This window comes from Streptococcus infantis (assembly GCF_047464615.1).
GTDB lineage: Bacteria > Bacillota > Bacilli > Lactobacillales > Streptococcaceae > Streptococcus > Streptococcus infantis_Y.
This window is the reverse complement of the sequence record NZ_JASHBO010000002.1, coordinates 126,488-142,856: the sequence shown is the minus strand read 5'-3', so window position 1 is coordinate 142,856 and position 16,369 is coordinate 126,488. Positions and strand designations below refer to the sequence as shown.

Genomic DNA, 16,369 nt, shown 5'->3' with positions numbered 1-16,369 from the left:
TTGGGGAGTATCTATGAAATTTAAGAAATATATCTTTCCTTTAGCACAAGCCTGCTTGGGTTTGTATTTATTTGCTAATGGAGGTAGTTTAATCAATTTAGATATTGGGGTTATCCTTGTGTTATTATCCCTGATCAAGGGAGTAGAAATCCATAAAGAGGAAAGAAAGCATAGATGAGCATCGTTAGTAAGTGGAAATGCTGGAGTTAAGGAAAGAAGAGGTAGCGGTTTGCAAAAGTTGAAAAATAGTTTAAAATTTATAGGAATGATCTTACTGATTATAAATATAAATACATTTCCCATGAGAATGCTGGCTCTCGAAGATTCTAGTTCTCTATCCTTAAAGTGGACGACTAGTATTGGGTATTTGCTACTTGCTACCTTCTTGCTAGTTGCTGTTTGGAGACAGTATAAAAAGAAAGTTCCAGACCAGCAGAAGACTCTCAAATTTACCTGGAAGGATTTTGGAATAGCCCTTTTATTTTATGTGGCTACTCGAGTCGTAGCGATTGTAGGTACTCTTCTGATTCAAGTGGTTACTGGAAATCCAACATCCGCTAACGATGCGGCCTTGCTGGCTACAAGTGAGCAGGTCACTCGAGTTTTTCCTCTATTTTTCATCGCCTTTCATTTTGCAATTGGTATATTTGCTCCAATCATGGAAGAATTAGTATTTAGAGGATTCTTCAGCCACTATTTTTTTAAAGAAGATCAAAAGTGGTTAAAATTGCTAATAAGTTCTGCGATTTTTGGCTATCTGCATATGTTTTATCCGATAGAGTTTGTAACTTATTTTTTACTGGGAGTGATATTTTACTTAGCCTATGCTCGTAGAGGGAATATTCTTGATTCTATAGCTGTTCATTTGCTAAATAACGGAGTGCTGGTACTGGTATCTATCCTAAACTATCTATTTTTAGTTTTTAGCTAATACTCTTCGAAAATCTCTTCAAACCACGTCAGCGTCGCCTTGCCGTATATTTGTTACTGACTTCGTCAGTTCTATCCACAACCTCAAAACAGTGTTTTGAGCAACCTGCGGCTAGCTTCCTAGTTTGCTCTTTGATTTTCATTGAGTATAAAATATATTCAAAAAATGATTGGTTTAAAGGCTGATCATTTTTCTGTTGCAAAGATCAACTTTTGCTGATAAATGCTGAAGATAGCAATAAAAAACCAGCGATTCAATCACTGGCTGTTAGATCGTTCTTTTAGGAAGCTCCATTAGTAGTAGACGTTTTTGTATCTGTTGTTTGAGTGCTAGATGAAGGAGCAGTTGGTTGTTCTTGTTTACTGCTAGTGTCTTCTTTCTTGCTTTCTTCACTGCTACTAGATTGACTTGTCGTTTCTTCTTGTGTGTTGTCCTTTGTAGAAGTATTATCCTTGTTGGGAGTAGTGTTCTCTTGAGGGGATTCCTTTTGAATCTCTTTTATGACAGTTGTCTGGGTTGTCGTAGTTTCTTTTTTAGAGTTATTATTGTTGTTGTTATTCATAGCATTCATGATGGTGATGCTTGCAGTAATCAGTCCCAGAATACTACCGATAGTAGCAATCGTTTTTTGAAAAACAGTAAATCCTTTTTTGATGTGTTCCGTTTTAGGTTTTGATGTTCTACGATAATTAGACATAATATCTCTCCTTTACTAAAATTCATTATACCGAAAATCTTTAAAAAAAACTTAAATGAACCTGAATTGCCTTTCTTGTCGCCTGAACTGTTTCGTGATACAATAGAAGGAGTGATTTTAGAAAGCGTGAGAAACCATGATTTACTTTGATAATTCGGCAACGACCAAGCCATATCCTGAAGCGTTAGAGACTTATATGCAGGTTGCTTCAAAGATTTTAGGAAATCCTTCAAGTCTCCATCGTTTGGGAGACCAGTCTACCAGAATTTTAGAAGCTTCTCGTCAACAGATTGCAGATTTGATTGACAAGAAAAGCGAGGAAATTTTCTTTACATCTGGTGGCACTGAAGGGGATAACTGGGTTATCAAAGGGGTTGCATTTGAAAAAGCGCAATTTGGTAAACACATTATTGTGTCAGCTATTGAGCACCCAGCAGTCAAAGAGTCAGCTCTTTGGCTTAAGACCCAAGGTTTTGAAGTGGATTTTGCACCAGTTGATGAAAAAGGATTTGTAGATGTAGCTGCTTTAGAAAATCTACTTCGTCCTGATACAACGCTAGTCTCTGTTATGGCTGTCAACAATGAAATCGGCTCAATCCAGCCCATCCAAACTATTTCAGAACTTTTAGCGGATAAACCAACCATTTCTTTCCATGTAGATGCTGTTCAGGCCTTGGCCAAGATTCCGACAGAAAAGTATTTGACTGACCGAGTGGATTTTGCGACCTTCTCTAGTCATAAATTCCACGGAGTTCGTGGTGTTGGCTTTGTCTATATCAAGTCTGGCAAGAAAATTACACCGCTTTTAACTGGTGGTGGCCAAGAGCGTGACTATCGTTCAACAACTGAGAATGTAGCAGGGATTGCAGCGACAGCTAAAGCACTACGTTTGGCTATGGAGAGATTAGACTTGTTTACTAGTAAAACGAGTCAGATGAAGGAAGTTATCCGTCAAGCTCTTCTTGAATATCCAGATATTTTTGTTTTCTCAGGTGAGGAAGACTTTGCCCCTCATATTCTGACCTTTGGGATTAAGGGTGTTCGTGGGGAAGTCATTGTTCATGCCTTTGAAGACTATGATATTTTCATTTCTACAACCTCTGCTTGTTCGTCCAAGGCTGGAAAACCTGCTGGGACCCTGATTGCCATGGGCATTGAAAAGGATAAAGCCCAGTCAGCAGTACGACTCAGTCTAGATCTAGAAAATGATATGAGTCAGGTAGAGCAGTTCTTGACCAAGTTGAAATTAATCTACAATCAAACTAAAAAAGTAAGATAGGAGTATTCATGCAGTATTCAGAAATTATGATTCGCTACGGAGAGTTGTCAACCAAGGGCAAAAACCGTATGCGTTTCATCAATAAACTACGTAATAATATCTCAGATGTTTTATCCATCTATCCTCAAGTAAAAGTCACAGCAGATCGCGATCGTGCCCATGCTTATCTGAATGGGGCAGATTACGAACCAGTGGCAGAATCTCTCAAGCAAGTTTTCGGGATTCAAAACTTTTCTCCAGTATATAAGGTTGAAAAATCCGTAGAAGTTCTTAAGTCTGCCGTGCAAGAAATTATGAAGGACATCTACAAGGAAGGGATGACCTTTAAAATCTCAAGTAAGCGTAGCGACCACAACTTTGAGCTAGATAGTCGGGAACTCAACCAGACACTCGGTGGAGCAGTATTTGAAGCTATTCCAAATGTGCAAGCCCAAATGAAAAATCCTGACATCAATCTTCAAGTGGAGATTCGTGAGGAAGCAGCCTACCTTTCATATGAAACCATTCGTGGTGCAGGTGGTTTGCCAGTTGGAACTTCTGGTAAAGGTATGCTCATGTTGTCAGGAGGGATTGACTCTCCTGTTGCTGGATATCTAGCTCTAAAACGTGGAGTAGATATCGAGGCTGTCCACTTTGCTAGTCCACCATATACAAGTCCAGGTGCCCTCAAAAAAGCGCAAGACTTGACTCGTAAATTGACCAAATTCGGTGGTAATATCCAGTTTATCGAAGTGCCATTCACTGAGATTCAAGAAGAAATCAAGGCTAAAGCTCCAGAAGCCTATCTCATGACTCTGACTCGCCGCTTTATGATGCGCATTACCGACCGTATCCGTGAAGTGAGAAAAGGTTTGGTCATTATCAATGGGGAAAGCCTAGGTCAAGTAGCCAGCCAAACCTTGGAGAGCATGCAGGCTATCAATGCAGTTACCAACACTCCCATCATCCGTCCAGTTGTGACTATGGATAAGTTGGAAATCATTGACATTGCTCAGGAAATTGATACCTTTGAAATTTCTATCCAGCCCTTTGAAGATTGTTGTACTATTTTTGCACCCGATCGTCCGAAGACAAATCCAAAGATTAAGAATGCAGAGCAGTATGAAGCCCGTATGGATGTTGAAGGATTGGTTGAGCGAGCAGTAGCAGGAATTATGATTACTGAAATTACACCTCAAGCTGAGAAGGATGCTGTCGATGAGTTGATCGATGATCTCCTCTAATCAGAAAAACCAGAGGAAATGATAAAATAAGTAAAAAAAGTTAGTTTATTGTTCTAAATTTGGACGGAAACTGACTTTTTTTCTATTTTTATGATATAATTAGATAAAATTTTGAATATAGAGAGTTTTCTGACAATGAATCAATCTTATTTCTATCTAAAAATGCGAGAGCATAAATTAGTGGTTCCCTACACAGGTAAGGAGCGCCGGGTTCGTGTTCTCCTCCCAAAAAACTATGAAAAAGACACGGATAGAAGTTATCCTGTGGTGTATTTCCATGATGGACAAAATGTCTTTTATAGTAAGGAATCTTACGTTGGACATTCCTGGAAGATTATTCCTGCTATCAAGCGAAATCCAGATATCAGCCGTATGATTGTTGTGGCTATTGACAATGATGGCCTAGGACGAATGAATGAGTATGCGGCATGGAAATTCCAAGAGTCTAATATTCCTGGCCAACAATTTGGTGGTAAGGGAGTCGAGTACGCAGAATTTGTCATGGAAGTGGTTAAGCCCTTTATCGATGAAAACTATCGGACAAAAGCAGACCGTAAACACACTGCTATGATAGGATCTTCACTTGGTGGCAATATTACCCAGTTTATCGGCTTGGAGTATCAAGATCAGATTGGTTGCTTGGGAGTTTTCTCATCAGCTAACTGGCTTCACCAAGAGGCCTTTGATCGCTATATCGATCGTAAAAAACTATTACCTGATCAGCGAGTCTTTATCTATGTTGGAACGGAAGAGGCAGATGACACAGATAAGACTCTCATGGCTGGTAATATCAAGCAGGCCTATATTGACTCTTCTCTTCGCTATTATCATGATTTGATAGCAGGAGGAGTGCAGTTGGAAAATCTCTCTCTCAAGGTTCAGGCTGGAGCCATCCATCATGAAGTGCCATGGTCAGAAAATCTACCAGCTTGCCTACGTTTTTTTGCAGAAAAATGGTAATCAATATAAAGGAGACAGGATATGAATATTGAACATCTTAGCCACTGGAGTGGTCATCTTAACCGTGAAATGTACGTCAACCGTTATGGACATGCGGGCATCCCGGTTGTAGTCTTTGCTTCCTCAGGTGGTAGCCACAATGAATACTATAATTTTGGCATGATTGATGCATGTGTATCCTTTATCGAGGAAGGTCGAGTGCAATTCTTTACCCTTTCAAGTGTCGATAGCGAGAGCTGGCTTGCGACATGGAAAAACGGTCATGACCAAGCTGAAATGCACCGTGCTTATGAGCGATATGTCATTGAAGAAGCCATTCCTTTTATCAAGCATAAAACAGGTTGGTTCGACGGTATGATGACGACAGGTTGCTCAATGGGCGCTTATCATGCCCTAAACTTCTTCCTGCAGCATCCGGATGTCTTCACCAAAGTCATTGCTCTTAGTGGTGTCTACGACGCGCGTTTCTTTGTAGGTGACTACTACAATGATGATGCCATCTATCAAAATTCACCAGTAGACTATATCTGGAATCAAAATGATGGCTGGTTTATCGATCGTTATCGTCAAGCTGAAATTGTAGTTTGTACGGGACTAGGTGCTTGGGAACATGATGGCCTACCTTCTTACTACAAGCTCAAAGAAGCCTTCGACCAAAAACAAATTCCTGCTTGGTTTGCAGAATGGGGACACGATGTTGCCCATGACTGGGAATGGTGGCGCAAACAAATGTCTTATTTCCTCGGTCATATGAGTCTATAAAAGGAGTCGCTTATGAATTATCTTGTAATTTCACCCTATTACCCACAAAATTTCCAACAATTTAGTATTGAACTAGCTAATAAAGGAATCACCGTTCTAGGGATTGGGCAAGAACCCTATGAACAACTAGATGAACCATTGCGCAATAGCTTGACTGAGTATTTCCGAGTTGATAATCTTGAAAATCTTGATGAAGTTAAACGTGCAGTAGCCTTTCTTTTCTACAAACATGGTCCAATTGACCGCATTGAATCACACAATGAATACTGGCTAGAGTTGGATGCTGCCCTTCGTGAACAGTTCAATGTTTTTGGTGCCAAACCAGAAGACCTTAAGAAGACTAAGTTCAAGTCCGAAATGAAGAAACTCTTCAAGAAAGCTGGAGTTCCAGTTGTGCCAGGTGCGGTGATTGAAACAGAAGCAGATGTTGATAAAACTGTGAGAGAAATCGGCCTTCCCATGATCGCCAAACCTGATAATGGAGTGGGAGCAGCGGCAACCTTCAAACTTGAAACAGAAAATGATGTCAATCACTTTAAAGCTGAATGGGATCACTCAACCGTTTATTTCTTTGAAAAATTTGTTACTTCTAGTGAAATCTGTACTTTCGATGGTTTGGTAGATAGAGACGGGAATATCGTCTTTTCTACGACCTTTGACTATGCTCACACACCTCTCGATCTTATGATTTACAAGATGGACAATTCTTATTATGTTCTCAAAGAGATGGATCCAAAATTGCGCAAGTATGGTGAGGCAATTGTCAAAGAATTTGGCATGAAGGAACGTTTCTTCCATATCGAGTTCTTCCGTGAGGGTGATGATTATATCGCCATTGAGTACAATAACCGTCCAGCGGGCGGCTTCACAATTGATGTCTATAACTATGCTCATTCTTTTGACTTGTATAAGGGTTATGCAGCGATCGTTGCAGGTGAACCATTCCCTGCTTCTCAATTCGAGCCCCTATACTGCTTGGCAACATCTCGTCGCGCTAATGCCAACTATGTTTATTCAGAAGAAGACTTGCTTGCCAAATACGGTCAGCAATTCAAGGTCAAGAAAATCATGCCTGCAGCCTTTGCTGAATTGCAAGGAGACTTTCTCTATATGCTAACGACACCAAGTCGTGAAGAAATGGATCAGATGATTAAGGACTTTGGTCAGCGTCAAGAATAATCAAAATTAGGACTTAACAAACTAGGTTTGTTAGGTCTTTTTTGAAGAGCTGAAATAAAAGCGTTTTCCTGCGGTATTCTTTTAGAAAATCTGTTGCTAAAAGGCTTAAAAATTGATAGAATAGGGATTGTCTAAAAAATATTAAGGAGAATCTATCAATGGATTTCGCATGGGCAGTCAAATATGCCACTGAATTTTTGGGAACAGCCATCTTGATTATCTTGGGAAATGGTGCAGTTGCCAACGTTGAACTTAAAGGTACGAAAGGTCACCAAAGTGGCTGGCTCGTTATCGCTGTTGGTTACGGTATGGGGGTTATGATCCCTGCCTTGATGTTTGGTAATGTTTCTGGTAACCACATCAACCCAGCCTTCACTCTTGGTCTAGCAGTTAGCGGGCTTTTCCCTTGGGCACAAGTAGTACCATACATCATTGCACAAGTATTGGGAGCGATCTTCGGACAAGCCTTGGTTGTTGCAACTCACCGTCCTTACTACTTGCAAACTGAAAAAGCAAACAATATCTTGGGATCATTCTCGACTATTTCAAGTTTGGACCAAGGTACAAAAGAATCACGCTTCGCTGCAACAGTTAACGGTTTTATCAACGAGTTTGTTGGATCATTCGTTCTCTTCTTTGCAGCACTTGGTTTGACAAAGAACTTCTTTGGAGCTGAAGTCCTCCAATACATGAAACAAATGGCAACTCAAGCTGGTCAAAATGTTGACTTCTCTGACTTGGCAATTAAAGCTCAAGTAGCGCCTCATACAGCATCAGGACTTTCTGTTGCTCACTTGGCACTTGGTTTCTTGGTAATGGCTTTGGTTACTTCACTTGGAGGACCTACAGGACCTGGTTTGAACCCAGCTCGTGACTTTGGACCACGTCTCCTTCATGCCTTCCTTCCAAAATCAATCCTTGGTCAACACAAGGGTGATTCAAAATGGTGGTATGCTTGGGTACCAGTAGTTGCACCGATTGCAGCAGCTATTGCAGCAGTAGCGCTCTTCAAATTACTTTACCTATAATCACTCAAAACTGGGAAATCCCAGTTTTTTCTTGTCTAAGAAAGTCGAGTTTTTAGATAGAGATTCTTAAATCGTCAGACTTTTTTCATTTTAATGCTAAAGGTGAAAATATCCCGAAAATATGGTAAAATAGAGTGTTAAGAAATCGTTGAAAAAGGAAAATTATGCGTAAAGAAATTGCACCTGAATTATACAATTACAATAAATTCCCTGGTCCAGAGTTTCGTGTGACTGGAACTAAGGTCGAGGCTGAAGGTTTTGCCTTTACCTTGGTTGAAAATAGCAAGGATGCTTTTGATGTGACGGCATTTACTCAACGTTTTTCAGAAGTTTTGACCAAGTTCGACTATATCGTAGGAGACTGGAGTAATGAACAGTTACGCTTACGAGGCTTTTATAAGAATGAACGTGCTGAAGAGTCTTTAGAAAAAATCAGTCGCTTGCAGGATTATCTACTAGAGTACTGTAGCTATGGTTGTGCCTATTTTGTCTTAGAAAACCAAGTGCCTAAGCGGGCGTCCTTTGACCAAAAGATGCGCAAAAAAGAGGAAGAAAAAGATTCTCGAAAAGGAAAGAAACCTTCTCAAAACAAGAAAAGAAATCATACAGATAAAAGAAATAGACGACGTTCAAAAGAACAAAAATCCCAGAAAGAAGACAAGGGGCAACGTCATTTCGTCATTCGTCAGAAGTGAGTAGAAAATAAGGAGAAAACATGAAACCGTCGATTTATAGTTTAACCCGCCAAGGGATGCAAGAATGGGCACTTGAACAGGGAGAAAAGAAATTCCGTGCAGATCAAATCTGGGAATGGCTTTATCGTAAACGTGTCCAGTCATTTGAAGAAATGACCAACTTGTCTAAGGATTTGATTGCCAAACTCAATGATCAATTTGAGGTAAATCCTTTGAAACAACGCATCGTGCAAGAGTCAGCCGATGGTACTGTCAAGTACCTCTTTGAGTTGCCTGATGGTATGTTGATTGAAACTGTACTGATGCGTCAACACTACGGTTTATCAGTTTGTGTAACCACTCAGGTAGGATGCAATATTGGTTGTACCTTCTGTGCATCAGGCTTGATCAAGAAACAACGTGACCTCAATAATGGAGAAATTGTTGCCCAAATTATGTTGGTTCAAAAGTATTTTGACGAACGTGGACAAGATGAACGTGTTAGTCATATCGTTGTTATGGGTATTGGAGAACCATTTGATAACTACAATAATGTCTTGAACTTCATCCGTACCATCAATGATGATAAGGGAATGGCAATCGGTGCTCGTCATATCACCGTATCAACTTCTGGCTTGGCTCACAAGATTCGTGAGTTTGCCAATGAAGGAGTACAGGTTAACCTTGCTGTTTCTCTTCATGCTCCAAACAATGAACTGCGTTCAAGCATTATGAAGATTAACCGTGCCTTTCCAATTGAAAAACTCTTTGCAGCTATCGAGTATTACATAGAGACAACCAACCGCCGTGTGACTTTTGAGTATATCATGCTTAATGAAGTTAACGACGGAGTGGAGCAGGCACTCGAGTTGGCAGAATTGCTCAAGAACATTAAGAAATTGTCATATGTCAACTTGATTCCTTACAACCCGGTCAGTGAGCACGACCAATACAGTCGTAGTCCGAAAGAGCGTGTCATGGCCTTCTATGATACGCTCAAGAAAAAAGGTGTCAACTGTGTCGTTCGTCAGGAACATGGTACTGATATCGATGCCGCTTGTGGACAGTTGCGTTCAAATACCATGAAACGTGATCGTCAAAAAGCAGTAGCTGAAGTAAATCCATAAGATGAATCGAAAAACATTACTAAGCTTGGGAGTGCTTTTATACAGTCTTTGTATCGTCTGTTTTTGTTTTACTCCCCAACCTCAACTTCCTACAGGAGTGGAAACTCCAGGTATTCAACATCTTGGACGCCTGGTTTTTCTTTTGACTCCATTCAACTCTTTGTGGAAACTTGGAGAAATAACCAGCCTTTTACAGCTGTTTTGGATTATTTTGCAGAATGCCTTAAATATCCTCTTGTTTTTTCCATTGATTTTCCAGCTTCTCTATCTCAATCCTAAATTAAGAAAAACGAAGAGAGTGATTTTGTTTAGCTTTTTATTGAGCTTGGGAATCGAATGCACACAATTAGTCTTGGATTTTTTCTTTGATTTTAATCGGGTATTTGAGATTGATGATTTGTGGACCAACACTTTGGGTGGTTACTTGGCTTGGGTCCTTTATAAACTACTATATAAACACAAGATAAGGAATTAAAATGAGTATCTTAGAAGTAAAAAATTTAAGTCACGGTTTTGGTGACCGTGCGATTTTTGAAGACGTATCCTTCCGTCTCCTCAAAGGTGAACATATCGGTCTGGTCGGTGCTAATGGTGAAGGGAAATCAACCTTCATGAGCATCGTGACTGGTAAGTTGGTACCTGATGAAGGTAAGGTGGAATGGTCTAAATATGTGACAGCAGGCTACCTGGACCAGCACGCTGTGCTCAAAGAAGGTCAAACCGTGCGTGACGTTCTTCGTACTGCTTTTGATGAGTTATTTAAGGCAGAAGCACGTATCAATGAACTCTACATGGAAATGGCTGAAGACGGAGCGGATGTTGATGCTCTCATGGAAGAAGTTGGAGAACTCCAAGACCGTTTGGAGAGTCGTGATTTCTATACCTTGGATGCCAAGATTGATGAAGTAGCGCGTGCCCTTGGTGTCATGGATTTTGGGATGGATACGGATGTAACAGCCTTGTCAGGTGGACAAAGAACCAAGGTATTATTAGCGAAACTCCTCCTTGAAAAGCCAGATATCTTGCTTTTGGACGAGCCAACTAACTACTTGGATGCTGAGCATATCGACTGGCTCAAGCGCTATCTCCAAAACTATGAAAATGCCTTTGTCCTGATTTCGCACGATATTCCATTCCTCAACGATGTGATCAATATCGTCTATCATGTAGAAAATCAACAGTTGACTCGCTACTCTGGAGATTACTACCAGTTCCAAGAAGTCTATGCCATGAAGAAATCGCAACTAGAGGCAGCCTATGAACGTCAACAGAAAGAAATTGCGGACCTCAAGGATTTTGTGGCTCGAAACAAGGCGCGTGTTGCAACACGAAACATGGCCATGTCCCGCCAGAAGAAATTGGATAAGATGGATATCATCGAACTTCAAAGCGAGAAACCAAAACCATCATTTGAATTCAAATCTGCACGTACACCAGGCCGCTTTATCTTCCAAGCCAAGGACTTGCAGATTGGTTACGACCGCCCACTTACAAAACCATTAAATCTTACCTTTGAACGCAATCAGAAGGTTGCCATCATCGGTGCCAATGGTATCGGGAAAACAACCCTCTTGAAGAGTCTTTTAGGAATTATCCCACCAATTGCTGGGGAAGTTGAACGTGGAGATTACCTGGAACTTGGCTACTTTGAACAAGAAGTGGAAGGAGGCAATCGCCAAACACCACTAGAAGCGGTATGGAATGCCTTTCCAGCGCTCAATCAAGCAGAAGTTCGTGCAGCCCTTGCCCGCTGTGGCTTGACGACTAAGCACATCGAAAGCCAGATTCAGGTCTTGTCAGGTGGGGAACAAGCCAAGGTTCGTTTCTGTCTCCTGATGAACCGTGAGAACAATGTCCTTGTTCTAGATGAACCTACCAACCACTTGGATGTGGATGCTAAGGATGAGCTCAAACGAGCTCTAAAAGAGTATAAGGGCTCAATCCTTATGGTTTGCCACGAACCAGACTTCTATGAAGGCTGGATGGACCAAATCTGGGATTTTAACAACTTAACTTAAAATGAGAGTAAAAGAAATACAGTACCTAACGAGGATACTGTATTTTTTGGTTTTTAAGATTTAAAATCGTAGTCCTTAACAATTTCAATGCTATCGATAGTAATAGCAGTCGTTGGCTTGTCTTTCTCATCTTTTTCGGCTTTAGCAATCTTATCTACAACATCCATACCATCAATGACTTGACCAAAGACTGGGTGCTTGCCATCTAGACTAGGATTTCCACCTTCTTTGTAGGCTTCGATAATTTTCTTTGGATAGCTACTTGTAGGGAGTTTGGCAGAAATATCTGTCGTATTTTGGTTGATGAAGAACTGGCTACCATTTGAATTTGGTTGACCAGTATTGGCCATAGAGAGAGAACCACGAATGTTATAGAGATACGGAGAGATTTCGCTCTTGAAACCAGTTCCCTGGTCTTTAGTCTTGTCCTTATCATGCCAGATGGATTCACCACCAGTACCATCCCCTTTTGGATCACCAGTTTGGACCATGAAGCCATCGATCACTCGGTGGAAGGTAACACCATTATAGTAGCCTTCTTTTGCGTGAGTTAGGAAATTTTCAACCGCAAGTGGAGCTAGCTTTGGAAAGAGTTTGATGCGGATATCTCCTTGACTGGTGTGGAGAATGACTTCAGCTTCGTCTTCAGCAACTTCCTTAGAGAGTTGTGGGAAGTTAGCATTCTCATTTGTCAAGGCGTCTTTGAGATCCTTGGCAGATTGGGCAGCTGCTTTGGAACTTTCTTCAGCAGCCAAGCTAGAATCTACATAGTCATCCCCTCGCAGACTACGTTGGATACTGCTACATCCAGCAAGGGCAAAAGTTGAGATTAATAGAAGTGTTGCTATTTTTTTCATGGTAATCCTTTCAAAAATCATTTCTACCATTGTACCCTAATTGAAAGTGGATTTCAAATGTTAGTAGTTTACAGAAATAGCTTAGATAATAGTTGGGATTTCATCATCATCTTGAAAATCTTCAACTTCTTTTTCCCCAGTAAATGGTTTCTGAAAAGAACTTAGTATAAAACGGGCAATTGGTCCAACAATTAGGAAATTTAGAGGAAGAGCTGCAATAAAGTTTACAGTCCAGGCACTTAGATAGGTCTTGGGTGTGATAGCAATGCCATTGTAAAAAAGTCCATAGAAGGACATGAAAGTGACCATGAGAACTGCCATTCCTCCAGAAATTGTAATGATTTTCTGCCAGCGTTTATGATGATCCTTGAGGATACGAAATGCAATTGACTTAACGATTGGTCCAACAAGGATGACATCCAATAAAAAGGCTGTGACAAAACCAGGAATGTAACCAAGGGCTAAATGATGTAGTGAAAGTTGACCAACAATAAAAAGATTCCAAATAGACATACCGAGTACCATCATGGAACACATTAGTGTTGTAAATAAAAGAGCTTCTTTAAAATTTCTAGGCATTATAGTCTCCATTTCTTTTTGATTAGAAATCAGTCTATCATAAAAATTTTTTTCTCGTAAGTGAATTGATTAGATTTTTTTAAGAAACTGTTTTCAAAAAAAATCAACCAGTCTTGGTTGATTAAAGATTCTTTTTAGGATGGCGGTCAATGATTGCTTGATGGTCCTTGAGAGCTTGTTCTCCTTTTGGAGTTAGTTTATAACCGCGAATTGAAAAGTGACTAGCTAATTCCTCTTCTGAAAAATGCTCATGAAGGGCTTGATCCAAGTCGGCAGCCTTCATTTTAGAAAGTCCAGTAACTCCCTTCTTCTTCAGGATATTTTTTTTCATGGTGCTATTTAGGTGGTCAAGCGAGTCAAAAGCAGTTTCGACAAGAGCATAGCCTTTTTCAACAAGCGTTTCTATATGTTTTGGGGCGTCAATGCCATAAGTGTACTCGAAGTATTTAGGAAACCAAGTTTCTGTGGTAAAGGTACCAAACTGAATTCGCCAGAGGAGGATAATATCTCCTGCCAGGAGCTTGTCTTCTAGTAATTCCATATTTCGCTTGGGAACAGGCTTGGGATTTAGTAGCCAAGCCTCTATATCACGATCAGGAGAGATATAAGGTTTGACTTGATGATCTTTGTAAATGTTCTCTAGACTAGTATTCATAAAGTTTCTCTTTCTAATTTATACCTACTAGTCTAACAAATTTCTAAAAAATTTAAAAATTTTAAAGTCTGTCAAGTTTTTTTCTTGACACCTCTTAGAAATCTGCTATAATAGAACATGTGCTAAATAGCTCAGCTATTTCACCAAACTAAAAAAATAAAAGAAAAGAGATATTAAAAATGGCAGTAAAAATCCGTTTGACTCGTATGGGTTCTAAGAAAAAACCTTTCTACCGTATTAACGTAGCAGATTCACGTTCACCACGTGATGGACGTTTCATCGAAACAGTTGGGACTTACAACCCACTTGTTGCTGAAAACCAAGTAACTTTGAAAGAAGACCGCGTTCTTGCATGGTTGGCTGATGGAGCTCAACCTTCAGATACAGTACGCAACATCCTTTCAAAAGAAGGCGTATTGAAGAAATTCCACGATTCTAAATTCTCAAAATAAGTTTAAAGTAGGTTGACAGATGGATACGATTGAAAATCTCATTATTGCGATTGTGAAACCCTTGATTTCACAACCAGATGCCTTAACTATCAAGATTGAAGATACACCAGAGTTTTTGGAATATCATTTGGATCTTGATCAAAGCGATGTGGGTCGTGTAATCGGTCGTAAGGGTCGCACTATTTCTGCGATAAGAACGATTGTCTACTCTGTCCCAACTGAAGACAAAAAAGTAAGAATCGTTATTGACGAAAAATAAAAAAGCGGGACGGATGTCTCGCTTTTTTGCTAGGAGTAGGATATGAAGGATTTAACAGTTAGACAATTACAAGCCTATTTGCTAGAACATTATCAGCAATCTAGAACAGAAGAAGGGCTCTTTATAAAACTAGTTGAAGAAGTTGGTGAAGTAGCCGAGGTTTTAAATGGACGTTCTGGACGAAAAGAGGGAGTTCAGGACTCAAATGAGGAACTTGCTAAAGAACTTGCTGATATTATTCATTATACGGTTGCAATCGCAGCTATCAACGACATAGATCTAACCAAGACCATTTTTGAAAAAGATAAGAAAGCAGCCATCAAGTATGACCATGAACGAGATTTGGAAGGATATTTAGAAGCGGAAGATCAGAACTAGCTTTTTTCTCCAACTTGAGAAAATCCCTGGAACGTGATAAAATAAAGGGAGAAATGTACACAGGAGATCAAATGAACTATTTTAACGTTGGAAAAATCGTCAATACACAAGGTTTACAAGGTGAGATGAGAGTCTTATCTGTGACGGATTTTTCGGAAGAACGCTTTAAAAAAGGTGCAGAGCTTGCCTTATTTGATGAGAAGGATCAATTTGTTAAAACAGTGACTATCGCAAGTCACCGTAAGCATAAAAACTTTGATATCATCAAATTTAAGGATATGTATCACATCAATGATATCGAAAAATACAAGGGCTACAGTTTGAAGGTTGCAGAAGAAAACCTGAATGACCTTGATGAGGGTGAATTTTACTATCACGAGATTATTGGACTAGAGGTCTACGAGGGTGATAACTTGATTGGAACCATCAAGGAAATTCTTCAACCAGGTGCCAATGATGTCTGGGTAGTTAAGCGTAAGGGAAAACGGGATCTGCTTTTACCATATATCCCACCAGTTGTCCTTAATGTAGATATTCCTAATAATCGTGTGGATGTAGAACTCTTAGAAGGGTTAGACGATGAAGATTGATATTTTAACCCTCTTTCCAGAGATGTTCTCACCGCTAGAACATTCCATCGTTGGAAAGGCCCGTGAAAAAGGGCTTTTAGATATCCAGTATCATAATTTTCGTGAATATGCTGAAAAGGCCCGTCATGTGGATGATGAACCCTACGGTGGTGGTCAAGGGATGTTGCTACGTGCGCAGCCAATCTTTGATGCCTTTGATGCTATTCAAAAGAAGAATCCGCGCGTGATTCTTTTGGATCCTGCTGGTAAGCAGTTTGATCAGGCCTATGCTGAAGATTTAGCCCAAGAAGAGGAACTCATCTTTATCTGTGGTCACTACGAGGGCTATGATGAACGCATTAAGACCTTGGTAACAGATGAGATTTCTCTCGGTGATTATGTTCTAACTGGTGGAGAACTGGCAGCAATGACCATGATTGATGCGACGGTTCGCTTGATACCAGAAGTAATTGGGAAGGAAACCAGTCACCAAGATGATAGCTTCTCATCTGGGCTCCTCGAATATCCTCAGTACACACGTCCTTATGATTATCGTGGGATGGTGGTTCCAGAAGTGCTTATGAGTGGGCACCATGAGAATATTCGTCAATGGCGTCTCTATGAAAGTCTCAAAAAAACTTATGAGCGTAGACCAGATTTGTTGGAACATTACGAATTAACAGCAGAAGAAGCTAAAATGTTAGCAGACATTAAAGAAAATACAAATTAAAAGGAGAAGCCT

The 16,369-nt window shown here is 40.1% G+C and carries 21 protein-coding genes; 17 read left to right on the top strand and 4 right to left on the bottom strand.

Annotated features, from left to right (window positions below; genetic code table 11):
• Positions 1-13 precede the first annotated feature (13 nt).
• Together QM450_RS02050 and QM450_RS02045 are read left to right on the top strand one after the other, a co-directional pair.
• Positions 14-178: a hypothetical protein gene (locus QM450_RS02050; protein ID WP_414319516.1), complete on the top strand. Its 165-nt coding sequence runs from the start codon at positions 14-16 to the stop codon at positions 176-178.
• A 123-nt stretch (positions 179-301) separates the two neighbouring features.
• Positions 302-931 (top strand): lysostaphin resistance A-like protein, encoded by a 630-nt coding sequence (locus tag QM450_RS02045; protein ID WP_414319515.1) that lies wholly within the window; start codon positions 302-304, stop codon positions 929-931.
• Between the two features lie 280 nt (positions 932-1,211).
• On the opposite strand, the gene QM450_RS02040 is transcribed toward QM450_RS02045, so the two are convergent.
• Positions 1,212-1,628, bottom strand: coding sequence for a DUF6556 family protein (locus QM450_RS02040; RefSeq protein WP_414319514.1), 417 nt, complete (start codon positions 1,626-1,628; stop codon positions 1,212-1,214).
• Positions 1,629-1,764: 136 nt separating this feature from the next.
• Between QM450_RS02040 and QM450_RS02035 the strand changes: the two genes are divergently transcribed.
• The 10 genes from QM450_RS02035 (at position 1,765) to QM450_RS01990 (ending at position 11,878) form a co-directional block, all read left to right on the top strand.
• On the top strand, positions 1,765-2,907 hold the full coding sequence (locus tag QM450_RS02035) for a cysteine desulfurase family protein (RefSeq protein ID WP_414319513.1): 1,143 nt from the start codon (positions 1,765-1,767) through the stop codon (positions 2,905-2,907).
• A gap of 8 nt (positions 2,908-2,915) precedes the next feature.
• Complete coding sequence (gene thiI, locus QM450_RS02030) at positions 2,916-4,130, top strand: tRNA uracil 4-sulfurtransferase ThiI (protein ID WP_414319512.1); 1,215 nt, start codon at positions 2,916-2,918, stop codon at positions 4,128-4,130.
• A gap of 135 nt (positions 4,131-4,265) precedes the next feature.
• A complete protein-coding gene (locus QM450_RS02025; RefSeq protein ID WP_414319511.1) occupies positions 4,266-5,090 on the top strand; it encodes an alpha/beta hydrolase in 825 nt (274 codons plus the stop codon).
• Positions 5,091-5,111: 21 nt separating this feature from the next.
• A complete protein-coding gene (locus QM450_RS02020) occupies positions 5,112-5,852 on the top strand; it encodes an esterase family protein (protein WP_414319510.1) in 741 nt (246 codons plus the stop codon).
• A gap of 12 nt (positions 5,853-5,864) precedes the next feature.
• On the top strand, positions 5,865-7,031 hold the full coding sequence (locus QM450_RS02015) for an ATP-grasp domain-containing protein (RefSeq protein WP_414319509.1): 1,167 nt from the start codon (positions 5,865-5,867) through the stop codon (positions 7,029-7,031).
• Positions 7,032-7,189: 158 nt separating this feature from the next.
• Entirely contained in the window at positions 7,190-8,059 is an 870-nt protein-coding gene (gene gla / locus QM450_RS02010) for an aquaglyceroporin Gla (protein ID WP_414319508.1), read from the top strand.
• Between the two features lie 164 nt (positions 8,060-8,223).
• Entirely contained in the window at positions 8,224-8,754 is a 531-nt protein-coding gene (locus QM450_RS02005) for a YutD family protein (RefSeq protein ID WP_414319507.1), read from the top strand.
• Between the two features lie 20 nt (positions 8,755-8,774).
• The gene (gene rlmN, locus QM450_RS02000; protein ID WP_414319506.1) at positions 8,775-9,860 is read left to right on the top strand and encodes a 23S rRNA (adenine(2503)-C(2))-methyltransferase RlmN; all 1,086 of its coding nucleotides are present in this window, start codon (positions 8,775-8,777) and stop codon (positions 9,858-9,860) included.
• Between the two features lies 1 nt (position 9,861).
• A complete protein-coding gene (locus QM450_RS01995) occupies positions 9,862-10,335 on the top strand; it encodes a VanZ family protein (protein ID WP_414319505.1) in 474 nt (157 codons plus the stop codon).
• Between the two features lies 1 nt (position 10,336).
• Positions 10,337-11,878: an ABC-F family ATP-binding cassette domain-containing protein gene (locus tag QM450_RS01990; RefSeq protein WP_414319504.1), complete on the top strand. Its 1,542-nt coding sequence runs from the start codon at positions 10,337-10,339 to the stop codon at positions 11,876-11,878.
• Between the two features lie 53 nt (positions 11,879-11,931).
• Here the strand turns inward: QM450_RS01990 and QM450_RS01985 are convergent, their stop codons facing one another.
• The 3 genes from QM450_RS01985 to QM450_RS01975 form a co-directional block, all read right to left on the bottom strand.
• Positions 11,932-12,735 carry a peptidylprolyl isomerase gene (locus tag QM450_RS01985; RefSeq protein WP_414319503.1) on the bottom strand — a complete coding sequence of 268 codons (804 nt, stop codon included), beginning with the start codon at positions 12,733-12,735 and terminating at the stop codon, positions 11,932-11,934.
• Positions 12,736-12,816: 81 nt separating this feature from the next.
• Positions 12,817-13,032 carry a hypothetical protein gene (locus QM450_RS01980; RefSeq protein WP_153224843.1) on the bottom strand — a complete coding sequence of 72 codons (216 nt, stop codon included), beginning with the start codon at positions 13,030-13,032 and terminating at the stop codon, positions 12,817-12,819.
• Between the two features lie 403 nt (positions 13,033-13,435).
• Positions 13,436-13,969 carry a hypothetical protein gene (locus tag QM450_RS01975; protein ID WP_414319502.1) on the bottom strand — a complete coding sequence of 178 codons (534 nt, stop codon included), beginning with the start codon at positions 13,967-13,969 and terminating at the stop codon, positions 13,436-13,438.
• Between the two features lie 179 nt (positions 13,970-14,148).
• Between QM450_RS01975 and rpsP the strand changes: the two genes are divergently transcribed.
• From rpsP to trmD, 5 genes are all read left to right on the top strand, one after another.
• Positions 14,149-14,421: a 30S ribosomal protein S16 gene (gene rpsP, locus QM450_RS01970; protein WP_000268760.1), complete on the top strand. Its 273-nt coding sequence runs from the start codon at positions 14,149-14,151 to the stop codon at positions 14,419-14,421.
• Between the two features lie 19 nt (positions 14,422-14,440).
• Complete coding sequence (gene kphA, locus QM450_RS01965; protein WP_000379617.1) at positions 14,441-14,680, top strand: RNA-binding protein KphA; 240 nt, start codon at positions 14,441-14,443, stop codon at positions 14,678-14,680.
• A 42-nt stretch (positions 14,681-14,722) separates the two neighbouring features.
• Positions 14,723-15,058, top strand: a complete 336-nt coding sequence (locus tag QM450_RS01960; protein ID WP_414319501.1) for a MazG nucleotide pyrophosphohydrolase domain-containing protein — start codon at positions 14,723-14,725, stop codon at positions 15,056-15,058.
• Positions 15,059-15,129: 71 nt separating this feature from the next.
• Positions 15,130-15,648 (top strand): ribosome maturation factor RimM, encoded by a 519-nt coding sequence (gene rimM / locus QM450_RS01955; RefSeq protein WP_414319500.1) that lies wholly within the window; start codon positions 15,130-15,132, stop codon positions 15,646-15,648.
• Complete coding sequence (gene trmD / locus QM450_RS01950) at positions 15,638-16,357, top strand: tRNA (guanosine(37)-N1)-methyltransferase TrmD (protein ID WP_414319499.1); 720 nt, start codon at positions 15,638-15,640, stop codon at positions 16,355-16,357. The genes rimM and trmD overlap by 11 nt, the downstream gene beginning before the upstream one ends.
• Positions 16,358-16,369 lie beyond the last annotated feature (12 nt).

Coding starts and splice junctions, on each gene's coding strand:
- QM450_RS02050 (WP_414319516.1), top strand. CDS start 14: ATGAAATTTAAGAAATATATCTTTCCTTTAGCACAAGCCTGCTTGGGT.
- QM450_RS02045 (WP_414319515.1), top strand. CDS start 302: ATGAGAATGCTGGCTCTCGAAGATTCTAGTTCTCTATCCTTAAAGTGG.
- QM450_RS02040 (WP_414319514.1), bottom strand. CDS start 1,628: ATGTCTAATTATCGTAGAACATCAAAACCTAAAACGGAACACATCAAA.
- QM450_RS02035 (WP_414319513.1), top strand. CDS start 1,765: ATGATTTACTTTGATAATTCGGCAACGACCAAGCCATATCCTGAAGCG.
- thiI (WP_414319512.1), top strand. CDS start 2,916: ATGCAGTATTCAGAAATTATGATTCGCTACGGAGAGTTGTCAACCAAG.
- QM450_RS02025 (WP_414319511.1), top strand. CDS start 4,266: ATGAATCAATCTTATTTCTATCTAAAAATGCGAGAGCATAAATTAGTG.
- QM450_RS02020 (WP_414319510.1), top strand. CDS start 5,112: ATGAATATTGAACATCTTAGCCACTGGAGTGGTCATCTTAACCGTGAA.
- QM450_RS02015 (WP_414319509.1), top strand. CDS start 5,865: ATGAATTATCTTGTAATTTCACCCTATTACCCACAAAATTTCCAACAA.
- gla (WP_414319508.1), top strand. CDS start 7,190: ATGGATTTCGCATGGGCAGTCAAATATGCCACTGAATTTTTGGGAACA.
- QM450_RS02005 (WP_414319507.1), top strand. CDS start 8,224: ATGCGTAAAGAAATTGCACCTGAATTATACAATTACAATAAATTCCCT.
- rlmN (WP_414319506.1), top strand. CDS start 8,775: ATGAAACCGTCGATTTATAGTTTAACCCGCCAAGGGATGCAAGAATGG.
- QM450_RS01995 (WP_414319505.1), top strand. CDS start 9,862: ATGAATCGAAAAACATTACTAAGCTTGGGAGTGCTTTTATACAGTCTT.
- QM450_RS01990 (WP_414319504.1), top strand. CDS start 10,337: ATGAGTATCTTAGAAGTAAAAAATTTAAGTCACGGTTTTGGTGACCGT.
- QM450_RS01985 (WP_414319503.1), bottom strand. CDS start 12,735: ATGAAAAAAATAGCAACACTTCTATTAATCTCAACTTTTGCCCTTGCT.
- QM450_RS01980 (WP_153224843.1), bottom strand. CDS start 13,032: ATGTCCTTCTATGGACTTTTTTACAATGGCATTGCTATCACACCCAAG.
- QM450_RS01975 (WP_414319502.1), bottom strand. CDS start 13,969: ATGAATACTAGTCTAGAGAACATTTACAAAGATCATCAAGTCAAACCT.
- rpsP (WP_000268760.1), top strand. CDS start 14,149: ATGGCAGTAAAAATCCGTTTGACTCGTATGGGTTCTAAGAAAAAACCT.
- kphA (WP_000379617.1), top strand. CDS start 14,441: ATGGATACGATTGAAAATCTCATTATTGCGATTGTGAAACCCTTGATT.
- QM450_RS01960 (WP_414319501.1), top strand. CDS start 14,723: ATGAAGGATTTAACAGTTAGACAATTACAAGCCTATTTGCTAGAACAT.
- rimM (WP_414319500.1), top strand. CDS start 15,130: ATGAACTATTTTAACGTTGGAAAAATCGTCAATACACAAGGTTTACAA.
- trmD (WP_414319499.1), top strand. CDS start 15,638: ATGAAGATTGATATTTTAACCCTCTTTCCAGAGATGTTCTCACCGCTA.